An 18,455-nucleotide genomic window follows, 5' to 3' on the forward strand; every position below is an offset into this window, starting at 1 on the left:
CCGTCACGGAAACGAAGCGAACGAGGCAACGATGGCGGACGAGCAGCGCGACCAGAGCAACGAGGCCGCGGTCTCGCCCAAGGATCCGGCCACCGGCCGGCTGAAGTCGCAGGCCGGCCCGATGGAGCGGGCCGGCACCGAGGCCGAGGAAGCCGCGCGCGGCAACACGAAGTCGGGCGAGAGCAAGCGGCCGGCCGGGGACGACCGTTCCGCCTGACGCATCCCAGGATGCGCGGCGACCGCCGCTGGCTGCGCCTCGGTCTGATCGGGCTCTACGGCTTCATCGGCGTCGTCCACCTCGCCGCCACCGACCGCTTCCTGCCGATCATGCCGGATTGGGTGCCCGCGCCGCGCCTCGTGGTGATCGGCACCGGCCTGTGCGAGATCGCGGGCGCCCTGGCGCTGCTCGTGCCGCGGCTGCGGCGGCTGGCCGGCCTGATGCTGGCCCTCTACGCGGTCTGCGTGTTCCCGGCCAACATCAAGCAGGCGGTGGAGGGGATTTCCGTGCCGCCGATTCCCGACACGTGGTGGTATCACGGCCCCCGGCTGGCGCTTCAGCCGGTGATGGTGTGGTGGGCGCTCTACGCCGTCCGCGCCATCGACTGGCCGTTCGCGGCGAGATCAACGGACACGCACGGAGCACCTCGTTAAGATTAACCCGGAATCGCAAAAGGCTTTTCGCTGAGGAAAACGGCACCGGCAGCGTATCCGGGCGGGCTCAACCGGTGGTCTTCGGCGTGCAACCCTGTCTAGGCTCGCACCCATGCCGAAGAGCCGCGACTCGAACCCGAGGAATCGCCCGCAGGACGGCGCCGCACCGCCGGAGCAGGCGGCGGTCGAACGCGCCCTGGAGCAGGTCGTCGAGCGTCTGAAGCCGAAGACGCCCTGCCCGACGCCGGCGAAGAAGGGCGAGCCCCGGACGAAGAAGTAGAGGTTTCGAGAGGATACGTCCTTTCGCGGGTGCAGGGCGGAGCCCTGCCGCTCGGCTTCGCCGATCCCGGGGTTTTCCGCCGTGAAGACCCGCCCCAGGGCCTGAGGCCCTTCGGGATCCCCGGGACCGGGCTTCAGCTTTTCTCGGTGCGCTTCACCGCCTGCCAAGCCGCTTCCATGGCGGGGAGGGGCGTGCCCTGCAGGGCGTGGCCTCCAGCGGCGAGCCGGTCCGCCATGGCGGTGAAGCGGCGCTCGAACTTGAGGGTGCCGCGCCGCAACGCCTCCTCCGGATCGACGCCCGCGTGACGGGCGAGGTTGGCGACCGAGAACAGCAGGTCGCCGATCTCCTCGAACACCGCCTCCGGTTCGCCCGCGCCCAGGCTCTCCTCGACCTCGTCGACCTCCTCGCGCACCTTGGCGAGAACCTGGGCCGCGTCCGGCCAGTCGAAGCCGACGGCCGCCGCCCGCTTCGAGATCCGGTCGGCCCGGGCCAGGGCGGGGAGGGCGCGGGAGACCCCGGCCAGCGGTCCCGCCGCCTCACCTTTGCCGGCCCCCTTGTCGTCCCTCTTGCCGGCCGCCGCCTTGTCCGCCCGCTCGCGCGCCTTGATCGCTTCCCAGGCCGCCTGGATCGCCGCCGGATCGGTCGGACGCCGCTCGGGCGGCAGGATGTCCCCGGACGCGTCGAAGACGTGGGGGTGGCGCCGGATCAGCTTGGCGCAGATCGCCTCGGCGACGTCGTCGAAGCGGAAGGCACCCTCCTCCTCGGCGATGCGTGCCTGGAACACGACCTGGAGCAGGAGGTCGCCGAGTTCGTCGCGCAGGTCCGCCCGGTCGCCGCGCTCGACCGCGTCGGCGACCTCGTAGGCCTCCTCGATCGTGTAGGGGACGATGCTTTCGTAGCTCTGCGCCACGTCCCAGGCGCAGCCCCGTTCGGGATCGCGCAAGCGCGCCATCAGCGTCAGCAGCCTGTCGATCGGCGCTTCGTTCATCGCTCTTCCGTTCCGCATCGGTCGTCCGGGTCTCGGCCGAACCCCCGCTCCGAGACCGACTCATCACCCGTCTCATAGACCGTCCGCCATCCGGGCGCAGCGCCGGTTCGGGCGCCCCGAGCGGGGAGGGAAGGGGCAAAGCCTGTGCAAAATTCCTTTTATTCCTTTTGAAAAGACGAGAAGAAAGCCCCGTTCGGTTTGGCGAACGCAGCTCCACCCTCCCTAGGAAAGCTATCTGTTAAGGATTCTCAGGGAGTCAGTTCTGCAGGTTATAGGGTGGGCGGAAAAGCCTCGATCCGACCGTGGCTTAGGACCCGATCGCGCATCGAACTCTGCGCGAAACTGCATCGAACTCTGCGCGGCCTCGCATCGGATTCTGCGCGCGGGGCCGGGCTGTGCGCATCGGATTCTGCGCGCACCCGTACCGGATTCGGCGTGCAAAACCGGTTCGAGCGGGGAAGAGCGGGGACAAGTCGGCGGCCGGGGGGCGTATCGAACTCTGCGCAGGCGGATTCGGGCCGGCCCGCGGGCGTATGGAACTCTGCGCGCCGGTTCGGCCTCACTCGACCTCCCCTCTGGCCGCCCCCCAGGCCGGGAGCGACGCGCCTGTGCAGGATTCGGGGCGCCAAGCGTGGATTCCCGGGAAAACTCCGAAAGGTCACGGGACTCCGCGGAGCCGAATCGTGACAGATCGGTTGCGGCCCTGTGGTCCCCGGCGCCTTTCGTCCGGGGCCCGTGCTCGAGAGGCGGACGACGTGACACGCAGCGGGAGGTCTTGAGGGCGCGCCATGTCGGGGCTGGAGGCCAAGATCGCCGCGATCCGCGACCCGGATCTGCAGGCGGAGCTGGAGGCGGCGCGGGGCGGGTTCCTGTTCGCGCCGATCGTCGAGCACCTGCTGTACCGGCAGCGCGAGCGCGACGCCGCCCGGGCGCAGGCGGGGGAGGAGGCCAGGGCCCGCGAGGCCATGGGCCGCGACCGCCGCCGCCGCGACGCCGTGCGCGAGGTGATCGAGAACGAGCCCACCGGCCCGGAAAACCTCCAGCACCTGCACTCGGTGCTGGCGCTGTGCGGCCTGCCCTACCGCGATCCCGGCGATGCCCGCGACTTCGTGCGGGAATACGGCCGCAACTCGCTGAGCCTGTCGGCAGGGCGCCTCAAGAACCCGGTCACCGGCGAGATGGAGCTGCAGGGCCTGCCCTACGGCCCCAAGGCCCGGCTGGTGCTGCTGCATCTCTGCACCGAGGCGGTGCGCCAGAGGAGCCCCACCATCGAGGTCGCCGACAGCCTCTCCGGCTTCATGAAGGCGATGGGCTTTGCCGTCACCGGCGGCGAGCGCGGCACCATCGGCGCCTTCAAGGAACAGCTCAACCGACTGGCCGCCTGCTCGATGCAGATCGGCCTGTGGGACGGGGAGGGGCAGGCCTCGACCCTCAACGTGCCTCCCTTCCGCCAGCTCGAATTGTGGCGGCGCGGCGAGGACGGCCTCGTCTGGCAGCGCACGGTCTCGTTCCACCAGGATTTCTACGACAGCCTGATCCGCCACGCCCTGCCGGTCGATATCCGCGCCGCGCGCGCCTTCTCCGGCTCGGCGCGCAAGCTCGACCTCCTGTTCTGGACCGGCTACCGCCTCCGCGCCCTGCAGCGCCCCCTGCGGCTGACCTGGGACAACCTGCACCGCCAGTTCGGGGCCGAGAACGCCAGCCTGCGCAGCTTCCGCCAAGCCTTCAAGGCGGATCTCGCCGGCCTGCTGGAGGTGTTTCCGCGGCTGCGGATCGACCTCGACGAGGGCGGCATGCTGCTGCACCCGGCCGATCCCGGCAGCCTGCTGGTGCCCCCCAAAGCCGCCCGCGGCGCTCGCGCGGCGACAGTCGCGGCCCGGGCCTGACGGCCGGACTCGGACACGGCCCGAATCGGAATATTCCCTCTGGGATCCCGTTCCTTCGGATCGAGAACGATGTTCCGACAGAACCGATCGGAATTTTCCCAGCCCCTTCGGAATAGGGCATTATTCCCTTCCTTCGTAGCGGATTGCCTCGAACACGATGCGCCATCGGACGTTCGGGAGGAAGGGAAGATAGAATATTCCGGTCTGGTTTTTTCTTCCATTCCGTGCCATTCCCTATTCCGGACTCAGTCCCTCATGGGAATAGGCGAACGGGAAGCCCAGCATGGTCCTGTCGGAAGCGGAGGCCGTGGCGCGGCTGGAGGCGCTGCGTCGGCAGCGCGACGTGATCGAGCGGCAGATCGCCGACCTCCTCCTCTACCTCGATCTCGGCCGCCGCCTCGGCGGTCCGGCCGCTCCCGCCTCGGCCGTGCCCGATGAGGGCGGGCGAGCGGAAGCGCCCGCCCCCGACCCCGATCCGCCGTCCACCCCGCCGCACACGCCGCAGCCGGCTCAGGCGCCGGCCGTTCCACCGGCTCCCCCTCCCGCCGAGCGCGAAAAACCGCCGGCTCCGGCCTTCGCCGCTCCGGCCGAAGGGGAGACGGGTCTTTCGGAGACGGTGCTCGCCCGCCGCTACGGCCGGGCGGTGATCGAGGCGGCGCTCGCCGTTCTGGAGGAGGCGGGCCGCCCGCTGCATGCCAGCGAGATCCTGGCGCGGATCACCGAGCGGGGGTTTTCCCTGCCGGGGCAGGATCCGGTGGCGGCGCTCAACACCCGGCTCTGGAAGCGCTCCGGCCCCGGCGGCCCGCTGAAGCGCCTGGGCGAGGCCGTCTACGCCCCGGCCGATGCCGAGGAGGCATAAGCTGCGGTCCCGTCCGCCGCTGGCTCGAAACACGAGGAGGCGGCCCGCGCCGAGCCGCCTGTGAACCCCGCCTCCCCCGTGTTTCGGCGGGACGGCCGCGCCGTCAGCGCGAGGCCGTGACGGAGCCGGTCGATTCCGTCACGTCGCGCCGCTCCCGGCCCAGGGCGGTCGCGGGCGGATGGGCCTGGACGAAGGCGCTGCCGTCGCGGGCCAGAGCTTCGCCGTGGGCGAACAGCGCCCGCATATAGGGCTGGTCGAAGGGCTTCTCCGAGGTCTTGGCGAAGCGCCCGTCGATGAGCGCGATCCGCAGGTCGAGGCCGGTGCGCGCCGCATAGGCCTTGGAGAGCGCGAGCGCCGCGCGGGTCTGCGCCTTGATCGCCGCCGACATGGTGCGGCCGAGCACCGAGAGCGTGGTGCGCGAGGCCATCTGGAATTCCGGTTCGAGCCGGTTGTTGACGACGAGGTAGACCCGGTTCGTCGGCAGGCGCAGCCGCGCCTCGCCCTCCAGGGCGGCGGCCGGCGCGAGGTAGAACGGGGCCATCGCCCCGCCATCGTCGTGCAGCTCCGCGAAGGGCTTGGCCTTCGTGCCCGCCCCGTCCGCCGCTTCGGCGGGGATCGCCACCGGCGGGAACACGCCGGGCACCGCGGTCGAGGCGAGCACGATCGCGCGGAACAGGGCCAGCGCCCGCGGGTCGCCGGTCTCGGCGCCGCGCTTCGCGATCGCGCCCATGTCCCACACGACCGGCCGCTCGCTGTCGACCTGCGTCGTGACGATCAGCAGGCGGCGGCCCTTGGCGTGCTCGGCCGCCACGGCCTTGAGCAGGGCCGGCGTCACCGCGCGCCCGATCCGCTCCTTGAGCGGCCAAGTGTCGGTCAGCGAATCCGGCGTGCCGCCGAACTCGAACACGTCGGCGGCCGAGATCTCGGTGTAGTTCTGCTTGAGCGCCGCGTCGGCCGTCGCCCCGAGCGTCGGCGCCGCGAAGGCGAAGGGCGCGATCAGCGCGCCGGTCGAGACGCCGGTGACGACGCCGAATTCGGGACGGTCGCCGCGCTCCGACCAGCCGGACAGCAGGCCGGCGGCGAAGGCGCCGTTCTCGCCGCCGCCGGAGAGCACCAGCCAGGGATCGGCGGCGCGCGGCGCCCCGTCGATCAGGGCCTGGAACGCGCCGACGTCGTCGCCCGCGATCCGCACCGAGGCCGGCAGGCCCTCGGGCCGCGCGGTCGCGGCCTGGGCGGCGGTGTAGTCCGGCCGCGCGTCGGCCGGCTTCTTCGTTCGCTCGCCCGCGAGCGCCCCCTGCGCGAAGGCCCCTTGCGCCAGGGTCAGCGCGACGAGGAGGCCGGTCAGGGGCCGGCCGATCCGCCGGCCGAAGGGGTGGATCTGCAGGGTCGGTTCGTTGAACAGTTTCGGCATCGACGCACGTCTCCCGACGGTGTTCGACAGCCCGCCTCGGCCGGAAAACACGGGTCGTGGCGGTCCGTTCCGTCCTGCCGGCCCGGCGCCGAATGCTTCGCCGGGCAAGCTTTGCCGTTCTGCGCGTTCCGCGCTCACGCTGCGGAAGGCCCCGAACCTGTCTTGGCGGCCGGGCATCCGGCGCGAAGACGCGCGACGTCTTGATGAAAACGCCTGAACCTTCGCGGATCGTCTTCCAATTCGCTTGGGGGTGCAATCTGAACTTTCGGATCCTCCACCGAAGGATGCGCGGCATCCTATGTGCGCGGGCGCACGATCCGACCCGGCGGGAGCAGCGCGCGGACAGGTGAAGAGGGGGCGACCAAGGTCGGCTTTACGCCGGGGGGCGCCGTGCTCTAACGCCAGGAACATCGACGCCAGGGACAACCATCGACCCCGAGGACGGAGGCGGAGGGCGGACGCCGAGCCCATCGCCAGAAATCCTTCACCCAGAAATCCTTCATGAAGCCGGAGATCGAGAGCCGATGAAACTGCCGCGCCGCTTCTTCCAGCCGCTCGCCGCCGGTGCGCCCGAGCCGTTCCGCGAACTGCCGATCAAGCTCGAGCGGATGATCCACTTCGTGCCGCCGCACAACGAGAAGGTCCGCGCCCGCGTGCCGGAACTCGCCAAGACGGTCGACGTGGTGCTCGGCAACCTGGAGGACGCGGTGCCCGCCGACCAGAAGGAGGCGGCGCGCAAGGGCTTCGTCGAGATGGCCAAGGCCACCGATTTCGCGGCCTCCGGCACCGGCCTGTGGACCCGCATCAATGCCCTGAACTCGCCCTGGATCCTCGACGACCTGTTCACCCTCGTCGCCGAGGTGGGGGACAAGCTCGACGTGGTGATGGTGCCCAAGGTCGAGGGGCCCTGGGACATCCACTACATCGACCAGCTGCTGGCCCAGCTCGAGGCGCGCCACGGGGTCAAGAAGCCGATCCTCGTCCACGCCATCCTCGAGACGGCGGAGGGCGTGGCCAACGTCGATGCCATCGCCTGCGCCTCGCCGCGCATGCACGGCATGAGCCTCGGGCCCGCCGATCTCGCGGCGTCCCGCGGCATGAAGACCACCCGCGTCGGCGGCGGCCACCCGGATTACCGCGTCCTCTCCGACCCGAAGGGCGACGCCGAGCGCGCATCCGCCCAGCAGGATCTGTGGCACTACACCATCGCCCGGATGGTCGATGCCTGCATGGCCAACGGCATCAAGGCCTTCTACGGCCCGTTCGGCGACTTCTCGGACGCGGCGGCCTGCGAGGTACAGTTCCGCAACGCCTTCCTGATGGGCTGCGCCGGCGCCTGGACCCTGCATCCGAGCCAGGTGGCGCTGGCCAAGACCGTGTTCGCGCCCGATCCGGCCGAGGTGAACTTCGCCTCCCGCATCGTCGAGGCGATGCCCGACGGCACCGGGGCGGTGATGATCGACGGCAAGATGCAGGACGACGCCACCTGGAAGCAGGCCAAGGTCATCGTCGATCTCGCCCGGCTGGTGGCCGAGAAGGACCCGGACCTGGCCAAGGTCTACAATCTGCCCTGATCGTCGCGGAAGGTGGCCTCGCGTTGGAACGGAAGGGGCGCGAGGCCTATCTATCGGTCATGACCCAGACCAGCATGAGAACCGCCAAATTCGGCCTCGGGGCGGTGGTCCGGCACCGGATCTACCCGTTCCGCGGCGTCGTGTTCGACGTCGATCCGGAATTCGCCAACACCGAGGAATGGTGGCTCGCGATTCCGGAAGACGTGCGGCCGCGCAAGGACCAGCCCTTCTACCACCTGCTCGCCGAGAACGCGGACAGCGAGTACGTCGCCTACGTCTCGGAGCAGAACCTCGTGCCCGACACCTCCGGCGAGGCCCTGCGCCATGCCGGCATCAGCGAGGTGTTCGAGCGCAGCGCCGACGGCGCCTACCGCATGCGCATCGGCCACGCGAACTGACCGCGCGCGGATCGGCCCGGACATCGGATCGAGGCCCGGGTACATCGCATTCGCGCCGCGGAACGCTTTGTTCAACCGTGGTTGCTATCGGATAGGGCAACGTCACCGTTGCCCGGATGTCTGATCGCGATGGACGTGGTCACCATGCTGTTCATGAGCCTCGTGGCGGCCGCCGCCGCCGCGGGCTTCCTGGCGTTCGAGTGGTGGACCCTGCGCAACCGGGTGCTGCTGTTCTGGAGCGCCGGCTTCGCCGTGATCGTCCTCGGCAGCTCGCTGTCGCTGCTGCGCGCCACCTCCTTCCTCGTCGGGGTCTGGTTCGCCAACGGCCTGCTCGTCGTGGCCCATCTCCTGTTCCTGTTCGGTGTCGCCCGTTTCACCCGGCGCCGGGTCGCGCCGCTCTGGTGGGGCCTGCTGCTGCCCTGGGCCGGGCTCCTGCTCCTGCCTGAGGGAATCGATCCCACCCCGGTCTTCGCGGTCACGAACTCCGCCCTGGTCGCCCTGGTCGCGCTGAGGGCCGCCCACGGCCTGCTCTCGCGCGCGGGGCCCTCCTTCGCGGAGCGGACCGCGGCCTCGGACGGCCTCGGCTTCGTCCTGGCCATCCACGGCGCCTTCTACGCCGCCAAGGCGCTGCTGGTGCCGCTGCCCGGCGCCTTCGTCAGCATCGTCGGCTTCAAGGGCGTGCTGATCCAGGTCTCGCTGGTGGAGGGCATCGTCGTCGAGGTGCTGCTCGCCCTGATCATGGCCGCCGCCGTGCGCCGCCGCCGCGAGGAGGCGATGGCCGCCTTGGCCGAGCGCGACGCCCTCACCGGCCTCTACAATCGCCGCGCCTTCGAGAGCCGGGCGAATGCGGCCCTCGGCGCGATGGCCGCGCGACGCCGGCCGGGGGCGCTGCTGCTGCTCGACATCGACCGCTTCAAGACGGTCAACGACAACTTCGGCCATGCCGCCGGCGACCGTCTCCTCGTGGGGCTCGCGGAGGGGCTCGCGGCGGTGCTGGCCGAAGCGTCCGAACCCGAGCTGGTGCGGGAGGCGATCCCGGCACGGCTCGGCGGCGACGAATTCGTGATCCTGGTGCCGGGGTTGGACGAGGCGGCGGTTCGCGACCTCGGCGCGGCGATCGGCGCGCGCATGGCCCGCGCGAGCCGCCGGGATCTGCCGGCCGGCGCCACGGTCAGCATCGGCGCCGCCCTGTTCACCGGCGGTTCGGCCAGACTTGACACATCCCTCGAGGCCCTGACGGCCTTGGCGGACGCGGCGCTCTACGAGGCGAAGCGTCAGGGCCGCGACCGGCTGCACGTCCGCCGCCTGATGCAGCCCGTCCCGGAGCGTGGCTCCGGGAAGCGCCAGCCGAACACGGTGCCGTCTCCGCTCTCCTCTGAGAAGGGTTGCTGCGCCTGAGGCGCCCAGGCCCGATCCGAGGTTCGATCGAGGTTTGGTCGAGGCCCCACGACGAAGGGGCGCCCGCATGGCGGACGCCCCCGTCGATCGATCCGTCGATTGTGGGTTGAGGCCGGACCGATCTCGGTCGGCCTCAGGAGATCAGGCTCAAGAGATCAGGTCGAGCTTGGCCGTCTCGAAGCCCGCCGCCCGCAGGGTGTCGGGCAAGGCGGAATAATCGGGATAGCCGGCCTCGCGGGCCATCGCGTCGAGGGCGGTGTGCTCGTCGTCGGCGCTGCCGGTCCAGAGGATCGCGCCGCTCGTCTTCTGCCGGATCTGGAAGATGCTCATAGAAGCCGTCCGTCGTCGGGTATCTCTCGATCAGACAACCCGGCGAATCCGACACGGTTGCACCGAGGATTGGTTTCGGGGCGGCTCCTCCGCACGGCGACTGGCGAGAACGCTGTTCCGGTGATGCGGGATCGCGCCCCGAGCATTATGTTGCCCCTATGCAACGCGTCCGGCCGGCCTCCCTGCGAACCGAGGCGGTGGGACGACCGCGCCACGAAATCGCCGGCTGCCTTCCCGATGCAGGCTGCGGCGCATCGGCGCGCCCCGTGAGGCGATTCGCAATGCCGGCCCGTCTGTCCCTTCGTCCCGCCGCGCTCTGCCTCGCGACCCTCCTCGTCGCTCCTCTCGCCGCGGTGCCGCTCCGCGCCGCCGAGGAACCGCCGGCGGCCGGCCTTCCCGATCCCGCCGCGCTCCTGCCGGCGGTGAGCGTGGTCCCGGCCGAGCGCCGCGAGATCGTCGAGCGGGCGGTGGTGACCGGGACGCTGGTCCCGCGCGACGAGATCCTCGTCGCCCCCGAGATCGAGGGCCTGCGCATCGTCGCCCTGCTGGTCGAGGAAGGCGACCGGGTCGAGCGCGGCGCGGTGCTGGCGCGCCTCTCCCTGGAGATGATCGAGACGCAGGAGGCGGCCAACCTCGCCGCCACCGCGAAGGCCGAGGCCGCCATCGTCCAGGCGAGGAGCCAGATCGTCCAGGCGCAGGCCGTCCAGACCGAGGCGCGGCAGGCCCTGGAGCGGGCGCAGGCCCTGGTGAAGACCGGCAACGCCACCGCCGTCACCCTGGAGCAGCGGGTCTCGGCGGCGCAGGCCGCGGCCGGCCGCCTCGACGCTGCGAAGGCCGGGCTGGCGCTCGCCGAGGCGGATCTGGCCGCGGCGCGGGCGCAGGCGCGCGAGATCGGCCTGCGCCGGGCCCGCACCGAGATCCGGGCGCCGGAGGCCGGCATCGTCAGCCGCCGCACGGCGCGGGTCGGCGCCACCGCGACCGCCGTCGGCGAGCCGCTGTTCCGCCTGATCGCCCGCGGCGAGATCGAGCTGGAGGGCGAGGTGCCTGAATTCGCCCTGCCGCAGCTGAAGCCCGGCGCCCCGGCCCGCCTCGAATGGGAGGATGGGCGCGTGACGCAGGGCGCCGTGCGCCGGGTCTATCCGGAGGTCGACCGGGCGACCCGGCTCGGCCGGGTCCGCATCCGCCTGGATGCCGACCCGGCGCTGCATATCGGCGCCTTCGCCCGCGGCCGGGTTGAGGTCGCCCGGCGCGAGGGCGTGGCGGTGCCGCTCGCCGCCGTGCTCTACGCCGCCGACGGCTCGGCCAGCGTGCTCGCCGTCTCGGATGGCCGCGTCTCTGCCCGGAACGTCGAGACCGGCCTCTCGGCCGAAGGCTTTACGGAGCTGCGCACCGGCCTCGCGGCGGGCGAGGCGGTGGTGGCCCGCGCCGGCTCGTTCCTGCGCGACGGCGACCGGGTGCGGCCGGTCCTCTCCGGCGCGGCTCAGGCCGCCGCCGGGCTGCGCTGAGGATCGCGCCAGAGGAGATTGCCATGCGCCTCAACGTCTCGGCCTGGGCGATCCGCAAGCCGATCCCCTCGCTCGTGCTGTTCCTCGTGCTGATGGTGCTCGGCCTCGTCAGCTTCCGCGCCCTGCCGATCACCCGGTTTCCCAACATCGACATTCCGATCGTCTCGGTGACGATCACGCAGTCGGGGGCCGCCCCCGCCGAGTTGCAGACCCAGGTCACGAAGTGGGTCGAGGATTCGGTGGCCGGGGTGAAGGGGGTCAAGCACATCCTCTCGACCATCTCGGAAGGCTCATCGATCACGACGATCGAGTTCCGCCTGGAGGTGAACCAGGACCGCGCCGTCAACGACGTGAAGGATGCGATCTCGAAGATCCGCATCAACCTGCCGCGCACCATCGACGAGCCGATCATCAGCCGCGTCGAGATCGCCGGACTGCCGATCATGATCTACGGCGCCTCCGCCCCGGCCATGGCGCCGGAGGATCTGTCGTGGTTCGTCGACGACGTGGTGGCCCGCCAGCTCCAGGGGGTGAAGGGGGTGGGCGGCGTCGAGCGGCTGGGCGGCGTCGCCCGCGAGATCCGGGTCACCCTGAAACCCGCTCGGCTGCTCGCCCTCGGCATCACCGCGGCCGACGTGAACCGGCAGTTACGCCTCACCTCCGCCGACATGGCGGGCGGGCGCGGCGAACTCGCCGGGGGCGAGCAGTCGATCCGTACGCTGGGCGCCTCGGCCAGCCTGGAGACGCTGGGGGCCACCTCCATCGTCGTGCCCGGCGGGCGCAAGGTGCGCCTCGACGAACTCGCCACGCTCATGGACGCGGCCGAGGAGCCGCGCACCTTCGCCCGCTTCAACGGCGAGCCGGTGGTGGGCTTCGCCATCTCCCGGGCGATGGGGGCGAGCGATGCCGAGGTCGCGACCGCCGTGGCCCGGCGCATCGAGACGCTGCACGCCGAGAATCCGGGGGTGCGCTTCGACCTGATCGACACCAGCGTCGTCAACACCATCGGCAACTACCACTCGGCGATGATGGGCCTGCTCGAGGGCGCCGCCCTCGCCGTGATCGTGGTGTTCCTGTTCCTGCGGGACTGGCGCGCCACCCTGATCGCGGCGGTCGCCCTGCCGCTCTCGGTGCTGCCGACCTTCTGGGTGATGAGCGCGCTCGGCTTCTCCCTCAACGCCGTCAGCCTGCTGGCCATCACCCTGGTGACGGGCATCCTCGTCGACGATGCCATCGTCGAGATCGAGAACATCGTCCGCCACATGCGGATGGGCAAATCCGCCTACCGCGCCGCGCTCGAGGCCGCCGACGAGATCGGGCTCGCGGTGATCGCCATCACCGCAACCATCATCGCGATCTTCGCCCCCGTCTCCTTCATGCCCGGCATCGCCGGTCAGTACTTCAAGCAGTTCGGGCTCACCATCGCGGCCGCCGTCTTCGTGTCGCTGCTGGTGGCCCGCCTGATCACGCCGCTGCTCGCCGCCTACTTCCTGCGCGATCACGGTCCGGACCACGCGCGCGAGGGCCCCGTGATGCGCGCCTATACCCGCCTCGTGGCGTGGTCGGTGCGCCACAAATACCTGACGCTGATCCTGGGGCTGGCCTGCTTTGCCGGCTCGATCGCCTCGACCCGACTCCTGCCCGCGGGCTTCATCCCGGCCGAGGACGCCGCCCGCACGATGTTCGTAGTCGAATTGCCCCCCGGCGCCCGGCTCGACGACACGAGCCGCGTCTCCGACCGCATCGTCGAGACGCTCCGCGCGATGCCCGAGGTCAGAAGCGTCTTCGTCGATGGGGGGCGCCAGCTGCCCGGCAAGAAGGAGGTGCGGCTCGCCAGCCTCACCGTCAACCTCGTGCCGAAGAGCGAGCGGGCGCTGACCCAGAAGCAGGTCGATCACAAGATCTCGCGCGTCCTGAGGCAGGTGCCCGACATCCGGTTCTGGTCGCTGCAGGAGGGCGGGCAGCGGGAATTCGCGCTGATCGTGTCGGGGCCCGACAAGGCCGTAGTCGCGGACGTCGCCGCCCGGCTCCAGCGCGAGGCAGCGGGCGTGCCCCACCTCGTCAACGTGATGTCGACGGCGCCCCTCGACCGCACCGAGCTCCGCATCACCCCCAAGGCCGGCGTGGCCGCCGATCTCGGCGTCTCGACCGACGTCATCGCCGAGACGGTACGCGTCGGCACCATCGGCGACATCGCGGCCAACCTCGCCAAGTTCAACGCGAAGGACCGCCAGATCCCGATCCGGGTGATGCTGCCCGAACGCTTGCGCGGACAACTTCCCGAGCTGGCCAGCCTGAAGGTGCCGGTGAAGACGGGCGCGGCGGTGCCGCTCACCACCGTCGCCGACCTGACGCTGGGGCGCGGCCCGACCGCCATCGAGCGCTACGACCGCACCGTGCGCGTCGCCGTCGAGGGCGACCTCCAGGGCTCGGACGCCCTTGGCTCGATCATCGAGCAGGTGATGGCATTGCCCGCCGCGACCCATCTGCCGGAGGGCGTGACCATCCGCCAGACGGGTGATGCCGAGATCATGAGCGAGGTGTTCGAGGGCTTCGCGCTCGCCATGGGTGCCGGGCTGATGATGGTGTTCGGCGTCCTTGTGCTGCTGTTCGGCAACTTCCTCCAGCCGCTCACCATCCTGTTCTCGCTGCCGCTCTCCATCGGCGGAGCGATCCTCGGCCTGCTCGTGTTCCAGATGCCGATCTCGATGCCGGTGGTCATCGGCATCCTGATGCTGATGGGGGTGGTGACCAAGAACGCGATCATGCTGGTCGACTTCGCCATCGAGGAGACCGCCCGCGGCGTGGATCGCGTCACGGCCATCGTCGATGCCGGGCGCAAGCGGGCCCGGCCCATCGTCATGACCACCATCGCCATGGCCGCCGGCATGGTGCCCTCGGCGATGGCGCTCGGCATCGGCGGCGAGTTCCGTGCGCCGATGGCGGTGGCGGTGATCGGCGGGCTGATCGTCTCGACGGGCCTGTCGCTCGTCTTCGTGCCGGCGATCTTCCTGCTGGTCGACGACCTGTCGCGGCTGTTCGTGCGCCTGTTCGGCCGCTTCGTCGGCGAGGCGGACGAGCCGGAGGCCGGGTGGGAGGGTGGGGAGGATGCCTACCGGCCGGGCCCGCCCGCCAATGCCGGCGGGCTCGACCGCCGGCCGACCGCCGCCGAGTGATCCCGCTCGCGCGAGGCACGAAATCTGCTTTTCCAAACAACTCGGACGAATTGTATCGGTGCCGGTCTGGACCGGGCGGGGGCGGGCGGCGCGGCGTCTTGAGTTTTCTTGACGACACGATGACCTAGAGTATCAAACTCGGACCCGCGGCCGGACCGAGGCGCGGTGAAACTGGCCGGAGGCTAGAGGCGGATCGGCCGTGAGGCTCTGACGAGGCTCTGCATTGTGCGAATACGTCGGGGTTGTACGGGTGGGCGGCGCGAAGCTTTTCGAAACACTTTTGATGTATTCGAGCCAAGACACCGCTTCGCGTCCACCACGGGCCTTGCGGCCGATGGATGACCGATGCGGGACTCTCGAGACCGAGACGCACGCCGAGACGCGAGCCAGGGACAGCGGCACGGACGCCCCGAGGATGTCGTCGTCCTCGTCTCGGATCGCCGCGAGCGGGCGGAGCGGCTGGCCCGCGGCATCGCCCTCGTTCTGCCCTGCCGCGTGATCGAGCCCGGCGCGGGCTTACCGGCCGGCCGGCCCATCGCCTTCGTCGTCGATCTTGCCACCGACCTGACCGCCGGCGCGGCCGCCGACATGACCGCGAACCGGGTCGGCGAACGGAGCCGGGCCTGGGTCATGTGGCTCGCCCGAAATATCCGCGAGAGCGGTCTGCCTTGCCTCTATCTCGCCCGCGGCAACGCGGCCAAGGATGCGGCGGCCGTGGCCTTGCTCGGTACGCCGACGGTGATCGATCCGCGCCGGCCCGCCGGCATCGTGCCGACGCTCCAGCGCCTCGTCGCGGAGGGGAGGGGCGCGCGGGGCGGCCTGCACGAAGCGGGCGGCGGACCTCCCGCGGTGCGGGTGGAGCGGGCCACCGCCCTGGTCACCCACCTGTTCGACAAGGCCGCCGCCGGCCGGCCGCCGAGCCCGGACGAGGCCGAGGAGGGCACGCGGATCGTGCTCGACACGGTGTCCGAGATCGGCATCCGCGCCTGGCTCGACCTCGTCTGGCGCCACGACATCCAAGTCTACCAGCATTCCCTGAGCGTGGCGGGTTTCGCCGCCGCCTTCGCCGCCGAGCTCGGCTTCTCCCGGGGCGACCGGCAGCGTCTGGCCAAGGCCGCGCTGCTGCACGATGTCGGCAAGGCGCTGATCCCCCACGCCATCCTCAACAAGCCGGGGCCCCTCACGCCGGACGAGATGGCGGTGATGCGCACCCACGCCGCCCTCGGCGCCGACCTGCTGGCCAAGGAGGGCGCCTTCGGGTCCGACATCCTCGACGTGGTGCGCTACCACCACGAGCGCCTCGACGGGTCCGGCTATCCAGAGGGCCTGACGGCGGAGCGGATCGGCGATCTCGTGCGGCTCGTGGCGATCTGCGACGTGCATTCGGCCCTGACCGAGCGCCGGGTCTACCGCCCGCCGCTCTCCGCCGCCGAGGCGGCCGCGATCATGGAGGCCCAGGCCGGCCCGCTCGATCCCGACCTGCTCCGGGTCTACCGGCCGATCATCGCCCGCGCCGGGGGCGCCGCGGGCGGTCCGTCCGTGCTGGGCTGAGCCGCGGTTCCCAGAGGGCAGGCCCTCTCGAAACCCGGTCGTTCACGGGTCAAGCCGCCGGCTGCCGTGCGGCGACTCCTTCGGCGAGCAGGCACAGGATCTCGAAGGCGATGCCGGCGCCGGCCAGTGCCGTGATGCCGGCGGGGTCGAGGGAGGGCGCGACCTCCACCACGTCCGCTCCGACGAGATCGAGACCGCGCAGGCCCCGCAGCAGGTGCAGCGCCTCCCGCGTGGTGAAGCCGCCGATCTCCGGCGTGCCGGTGCCGGGGGCGAAGGCGGGATCGAGGGCGTCGATGTCGAAGCTGAGATAGGTCGGGCCGTCCCCGGCCACGGCGCGGGCCTCCGCGGCCACCTCCGGCAATCCGCGGGCGCAGACCTCCTCCATCGCGAGAAGGCGCATGCCCTGCGCCAACGCCCAATCCCGCTCGTCGGCGGCGTCCATGCTGCCGCGCAGGCCGATCTGGATGCAGCGGCGCGGATCGAGCACGCCGGCCTCGACCGCGCGGCGGAACGGCGTGCCGTGGGTCAGCCGCGACCCGTCATACTGCGCGTCGTCGGTATCGCTGTGGGCGTCGATATGGATCAGCCCGAGCGGCCGGGCGGCCCCGAGCGCCCGCAGCACCGGATAGGTCACGAAATGGTCGCCGCCGACCGTGAGCGGCACGATCCCGGCTTGCGCGAGCGGCCGGTAGAACGCCTCGATGCGCCGGTCGGTCTCGGCGGCGTCCACGGGATTGACCGGCACGTCGCCGAGATCGGCGCAGGCCGCCAGGGCGTAGGGCGCCACGCCGGTGGCGTGGTTGAGGGCCCGCGTGCCGGTGGAAGCCTCGCGCACCGCCCGCGGTCCGAGCCGCGCGCCGGGCCGACCGGTGGTGGTGCCGTCGAACGGGATGCCGATCAGGCCGATCTCGGCCCGGCCGGCGCCCGCCGCCTCGGCCGGAGCGAGCACCGGGAGCCGCATGAAGCTCGCGAGCCCGGAGAAGCGCGGCGTCGCCATCCCCGAGGCCGGCTGGAACCGCGCCAGGCGCTGCGCCCGCGTCTCCCCCCTGTCCTCCGCCCTCTCATCGGCCATGACGATCCTCTCCGGCGCGGCGTCCTATCGCGTTCCGCATCAAGCCGTCCGGATCGTTCGCCCGCAAGCCTCCCGCCCGCAATCCTCCGCCCACAAGCCTCCCGCCCGCCGTCGGGCCCGGATGCCGGGGCCCGGTCGCGCATCCGGCGCTCGGGAATCCGGCGCGGACTACGTAGAGGGGCCCGGCCTGCGGATACATTCGCTTTCGATGGCGTTGGGGACCCGGGCCCGTGATACGGCCACGCTTTCCGACGCGCCTTCCCAGAGGGATGGATCGTCGCGCGAAGCGGATCGGGAATCGGCGGCCGCTCGGACGAAAACGGCCGGCTCGATCAGCGCGGAGGGCCGCGCACACGAAGGATGACGGTTCATGGCAGCTCAGGTCGCGGTCATCGACCGTTCGGAGGCCGCGGATTGGGACGAGGCTCTCTGGCAGCAGCCCGCCGCCAACATCTACGCCTCGCGAAGCTGGGGTGATTACAAGGGGCGGCTCGGCTGGGCCGTCCGCCGGCTCGCCCTGTGCGACAACGGCGAGGATCTCGCCTACATCCAGTGTCAGGAGCGCCGTGCGGGTCCGCTGCGCCGGGTTCTCGTGCAGGGCGGCCCGGTCCTCACCACCCGCGGGCAGTCCCGGGCGGAGGCGGTGCTCGCCGCCTTCCTCGACCATCTCGCCCTGCGCCCGGCGGACCTGCTCGCGGTGAAGAGCTACCGGCCCCAGGATCCGGAGGGGATCACCGCGCTCCTGTCGCACGGCTTCGTCCCCGTGATCGGGGGCAAGGATCACACGATCGAGCTCGACCTGACGCCGGGCGCGGAGGCGATCCTGGCCGCGGCGGACCGGCGCTGGCGGCGGGAGGTCAAGAAGGCGGAGGGGCAGCCCGACCTCACCGCCGTCTTCCTGACGGATCGGGACGAGCGCCTGCGGGCCTTCGACACCTTCGTGCGGATGTACGCCGCCCTACAGCAGCGCAAGGGCTTCTCGAGCGACCTCGACACCGCCGCCTATCGCGACCTCGCGGCCTCCGATCCGCACCTGCTCTTCCTCGAGATCCGCGAGGGCGGGGAGCCGATCCTGGTGCGCATCGTCCACACGGCACGGGAGCGCTGGACCGATTTCTTCACCGCCTCGAACGAACGGGCCCGGGCCACCGGCGCGGCGAGCTTCGCCGTGTGGCGGATCGTCGAGCGCGCCTGCGAGGCGGGGGCCGGCCGCTTCGATTTCGGCGGCGTCGACCCGGCCGGCAACCGCGGCGTCTTCGACTTCAAGCGGACCCTGAGCCGCAACGTGGTCCAGGGCGGCCCGACCTGGATCTACGCGCGCAACACCTTCGTCCGCCGCGCCGCCGCGACGGCCCTGTTCCTGCGCCGGATCTGAC

The 18,455-nt window shown here is 71.3% G+C and carries 16 protein-coding genes; 12 read left to right on the forward strand and 4 right to left on the reverse strand.

What is annotated here, in order from left to right; genetic code table 11:
• The first annotated feature begins 31 nt into the window (after positions 1-31).
• The 3 genes from HNR01_RS05080 (at position 32) to HNR01_RS05090 (ending at position 931) form a co-directional block, all read left to right on the forward strand.
• Positions 32-217: a hypothetical protein gene (locus HNR01_RS05080; protein ID WP_017484256.1), complete on the forward strand. Its 186-nt coding sequence runs from the start codon at positions 32-34 to the stop codon at positions 215-217.
• An 11-nt stretch (positions 218-228) separates the two neighbouring features.
• Entirely contained in the window at positions 229-651 is a 423-nt protein-coding gene (locus HNR01_RS05085; RefSeq protein ID WP_183667006.1) for a DoxX family protein, read from the forward strand.
• Between the two features lie 112 nt (positions 652-763).
• Positions 764-931, forward strand: coding sequence for a hypothetical protein (locus HNR01_RS05090; RefSeq protein ID WP_017484254.1), 168 nt, complete (start codon positions 764-766; stop codon positions 929-931).
• Between the two features lie 133 nt (positions 932-1,064).
• Here HNR01_RS05090 and mazG read toward each other — a convergent pair whose 3' ends face one another.
• Positions 1,065-1,919, reverse strand: coding sequence for a nucleoside triphosphate pyrophosphohydrolase (gene mazG / locus HNR01_RS05095; protein WP_183667008.1), 855 nt, complete (start codon positions 1,917-1,919; stop codon positions 1,065-1,067).
• A 788-nt stretch (positions 1,920-2,707) separates the two neighbouring features.
• Between mazG and HNR01_RS05100 the strand changes: the two genes are divergently transcribed.
• Positions 2,708-3,805, forward strand: a complete 1,098-nt coding sequence (locus HNR01_RS05100) for a replication protein RepA (RefSeq protein WP_017484252.1) — start codon at positions 2,708-2,710, stop codon at positions 3,803-3,805.
• A 283-nt stretch (positions 3,806-4,088) separates the two neighbouring features.
• Positions 4,089-4,664, forward strand: a complete 576-nt coding sequence (locus tag HNR01_RS05105) for a winged helix-turn-helix domain-containing protein (protein ID WP_017484251.1) — start codon at positions 4,089-4,091, stop codon at positions 4,662-4,664.
• Between the two features lie 103 nt (positions 4,665-4,767).
• On the opposite strand, the gene HNR01_RS05110 is transcribed toward HNR01_RS05105, so the two are convergent.
• On the reverse strand, positions 4,768-6,075 hold the full coding sequence (locus HNR01_RS05110; RefSeq protein WP_183667010.1) for a patatin-like phospholipase family protein: 1,308 nt from the start codon (positions 6,073-6,075) through the stop codon (positions 4,768-4,770).
• 524 nt (positions 6,076-6,599) lie between these two features.
• On the opposite strand from HNR01_RS05110, the gene HNR01_RS05115 reads away from it, so the two are divergent.
• The 3 genes from HNR01_RS05115 to HNR01_RS05125 all read left to right on the forward strand — a co-directional run bounded on the left by HNR01_RS05115 (position 6,600) and on the right by HNR01_RS05125 (position 9,445).
• Positions 6,600-7,649, forward strand: coding sequence for an HpcH/HpaI aldolase/citrate lyase family protein (locus HNR01_RS05115; protein WP_096486714.1), 1,050 nt, complete (start codon positions 6,600-6,602; stop codon positions 7,647-7,649).
• 59 nt (positions 7,650-7,708) lie between these two features.
• On the forward strand, positions 7,709-8,047 hold the full coding sequence (hspQ, locus tag HNR01_RS05120) for a heat shock protein HspQ (protein WP_026105486.1): 339 nt from the start codon (positions 7,709-7,711) through the stop codon (positions 8,045-8,047).
• A gap of 129 nt (positions 8,048-8,176) precedes the next feature.
• Entirely contained in the window at positions 8,177-9,445 is a 1,269-nt protein-coding gene (locus HNR01_RS05125) for a GGDEF domain-containing protein (protein ID WP_183667011.1), read from the forward strand.
• Positions 9,446-9,592: 147 nt separating this feature from the next.
• Here HNR01_RS05125 and HNR01_RS05130 read toward each other — a convergent pair whose 3' ends face one another.
• Complete coding sequence (locus HNR01_RS05130) at positions 9,593-9,775, reverse strand: hypothetical protein (RefSeq protein WP_012456101.1); 183 nt, start codon at positions 9,773-9,775, stop codon at positions 9,593-9,595.
• 281 nt (positions 9,776-10,056) lie between these two features.
• On the opposite strand from HNR01_RS05130, the gene HNR01_RS05135 reads away from it, so the two are divergent.
• The 3 genes from HNR01_RS05135 (at position 10,057) to HNR01_RS05145 (ending at position 16,007) form a co-directional block, all read left to right on the forward strand.
• Positions 10,057-11,280 carry an efflux RND transporter periplasmic adaptor subunit gene (locus tag HNR01_RS05135; RefSeq protein WP_183667012.1) on the forward strand — a complete coding sequence of 408 codons (1,224 nt, stop codon included), beginning with the start codon at positions 10,057-10,059 and terminating at the stop codon, positions 11,278-11,280.
• Positions 11,281-11,303: 23 nt separating this feature from the next.
• On the forward strand, positions 11,304-14,456 hold the full coding sequence (locus HNR01_RS05140; RefSeq protein ID WP_183667013.1) for an efflux RND transporter permease subunit: 3,153 nt from the start codon (positions 11,304-11,306) through the stop codon (positions 14,454-14,456).
• Positions 14,457-14,801: 345 nt separating this feature from the next.
• Positions 14,802-16,007, forward strand: coding sequence for an HD-GYP domain-containing protein (locus tag HNR01_RS05145; protein WP_017484242.1), 1,206 nt, complete (start codon positions 14,802-14,804; stop codon positions 16,005-16,007).
• A 49-nt stretch (positions 16,008-16,056) separates the two neighbouring features.
• Here HNR01_RS05145 and speB read toward each other — a convergent pair whose 3' ends face one another.
• The gene (speB, locus tag HNR01_RS05150) at positions 16,057-17,079 is read right to left on the reverse strand and encodes an agmatinase (RefSeq protein ID WP_017484241.1); all 1,023 of its coding nucleotides are present in this window, start codon (positions 17,077-17,079) and stop codon (positions 16,057-16,059) included.
• 370 nt (positions 17,080-17,449) lie between these two features.
• On the opposite strand from speB, the gene HNR01_RS05155 reads away from it, so the two are divergent.
• Entirely contained in the window at positions 17,450-18,454 is a 1,005-nt protein-coding gene (locus tag HNR01_RS05155) for a lipid II:glycine glycyltransferase FemX (protein ID WP_183667014.1), read from the forward strand.
• Position 18,455: the final 1 nt, after the last annotated feature.

Source organism: Methylorubrum rhodesianum, assembly GCF_014199985.1.
In the GTDB taxonomy this organism is placed as follows: domain Bacteria; phylum Pseudomonadota; class Alphaproteobacteria; order Rhizobiales; family Beijerinckiaceae; genus Methylobacterium; species Methylobacterium rhodesianum.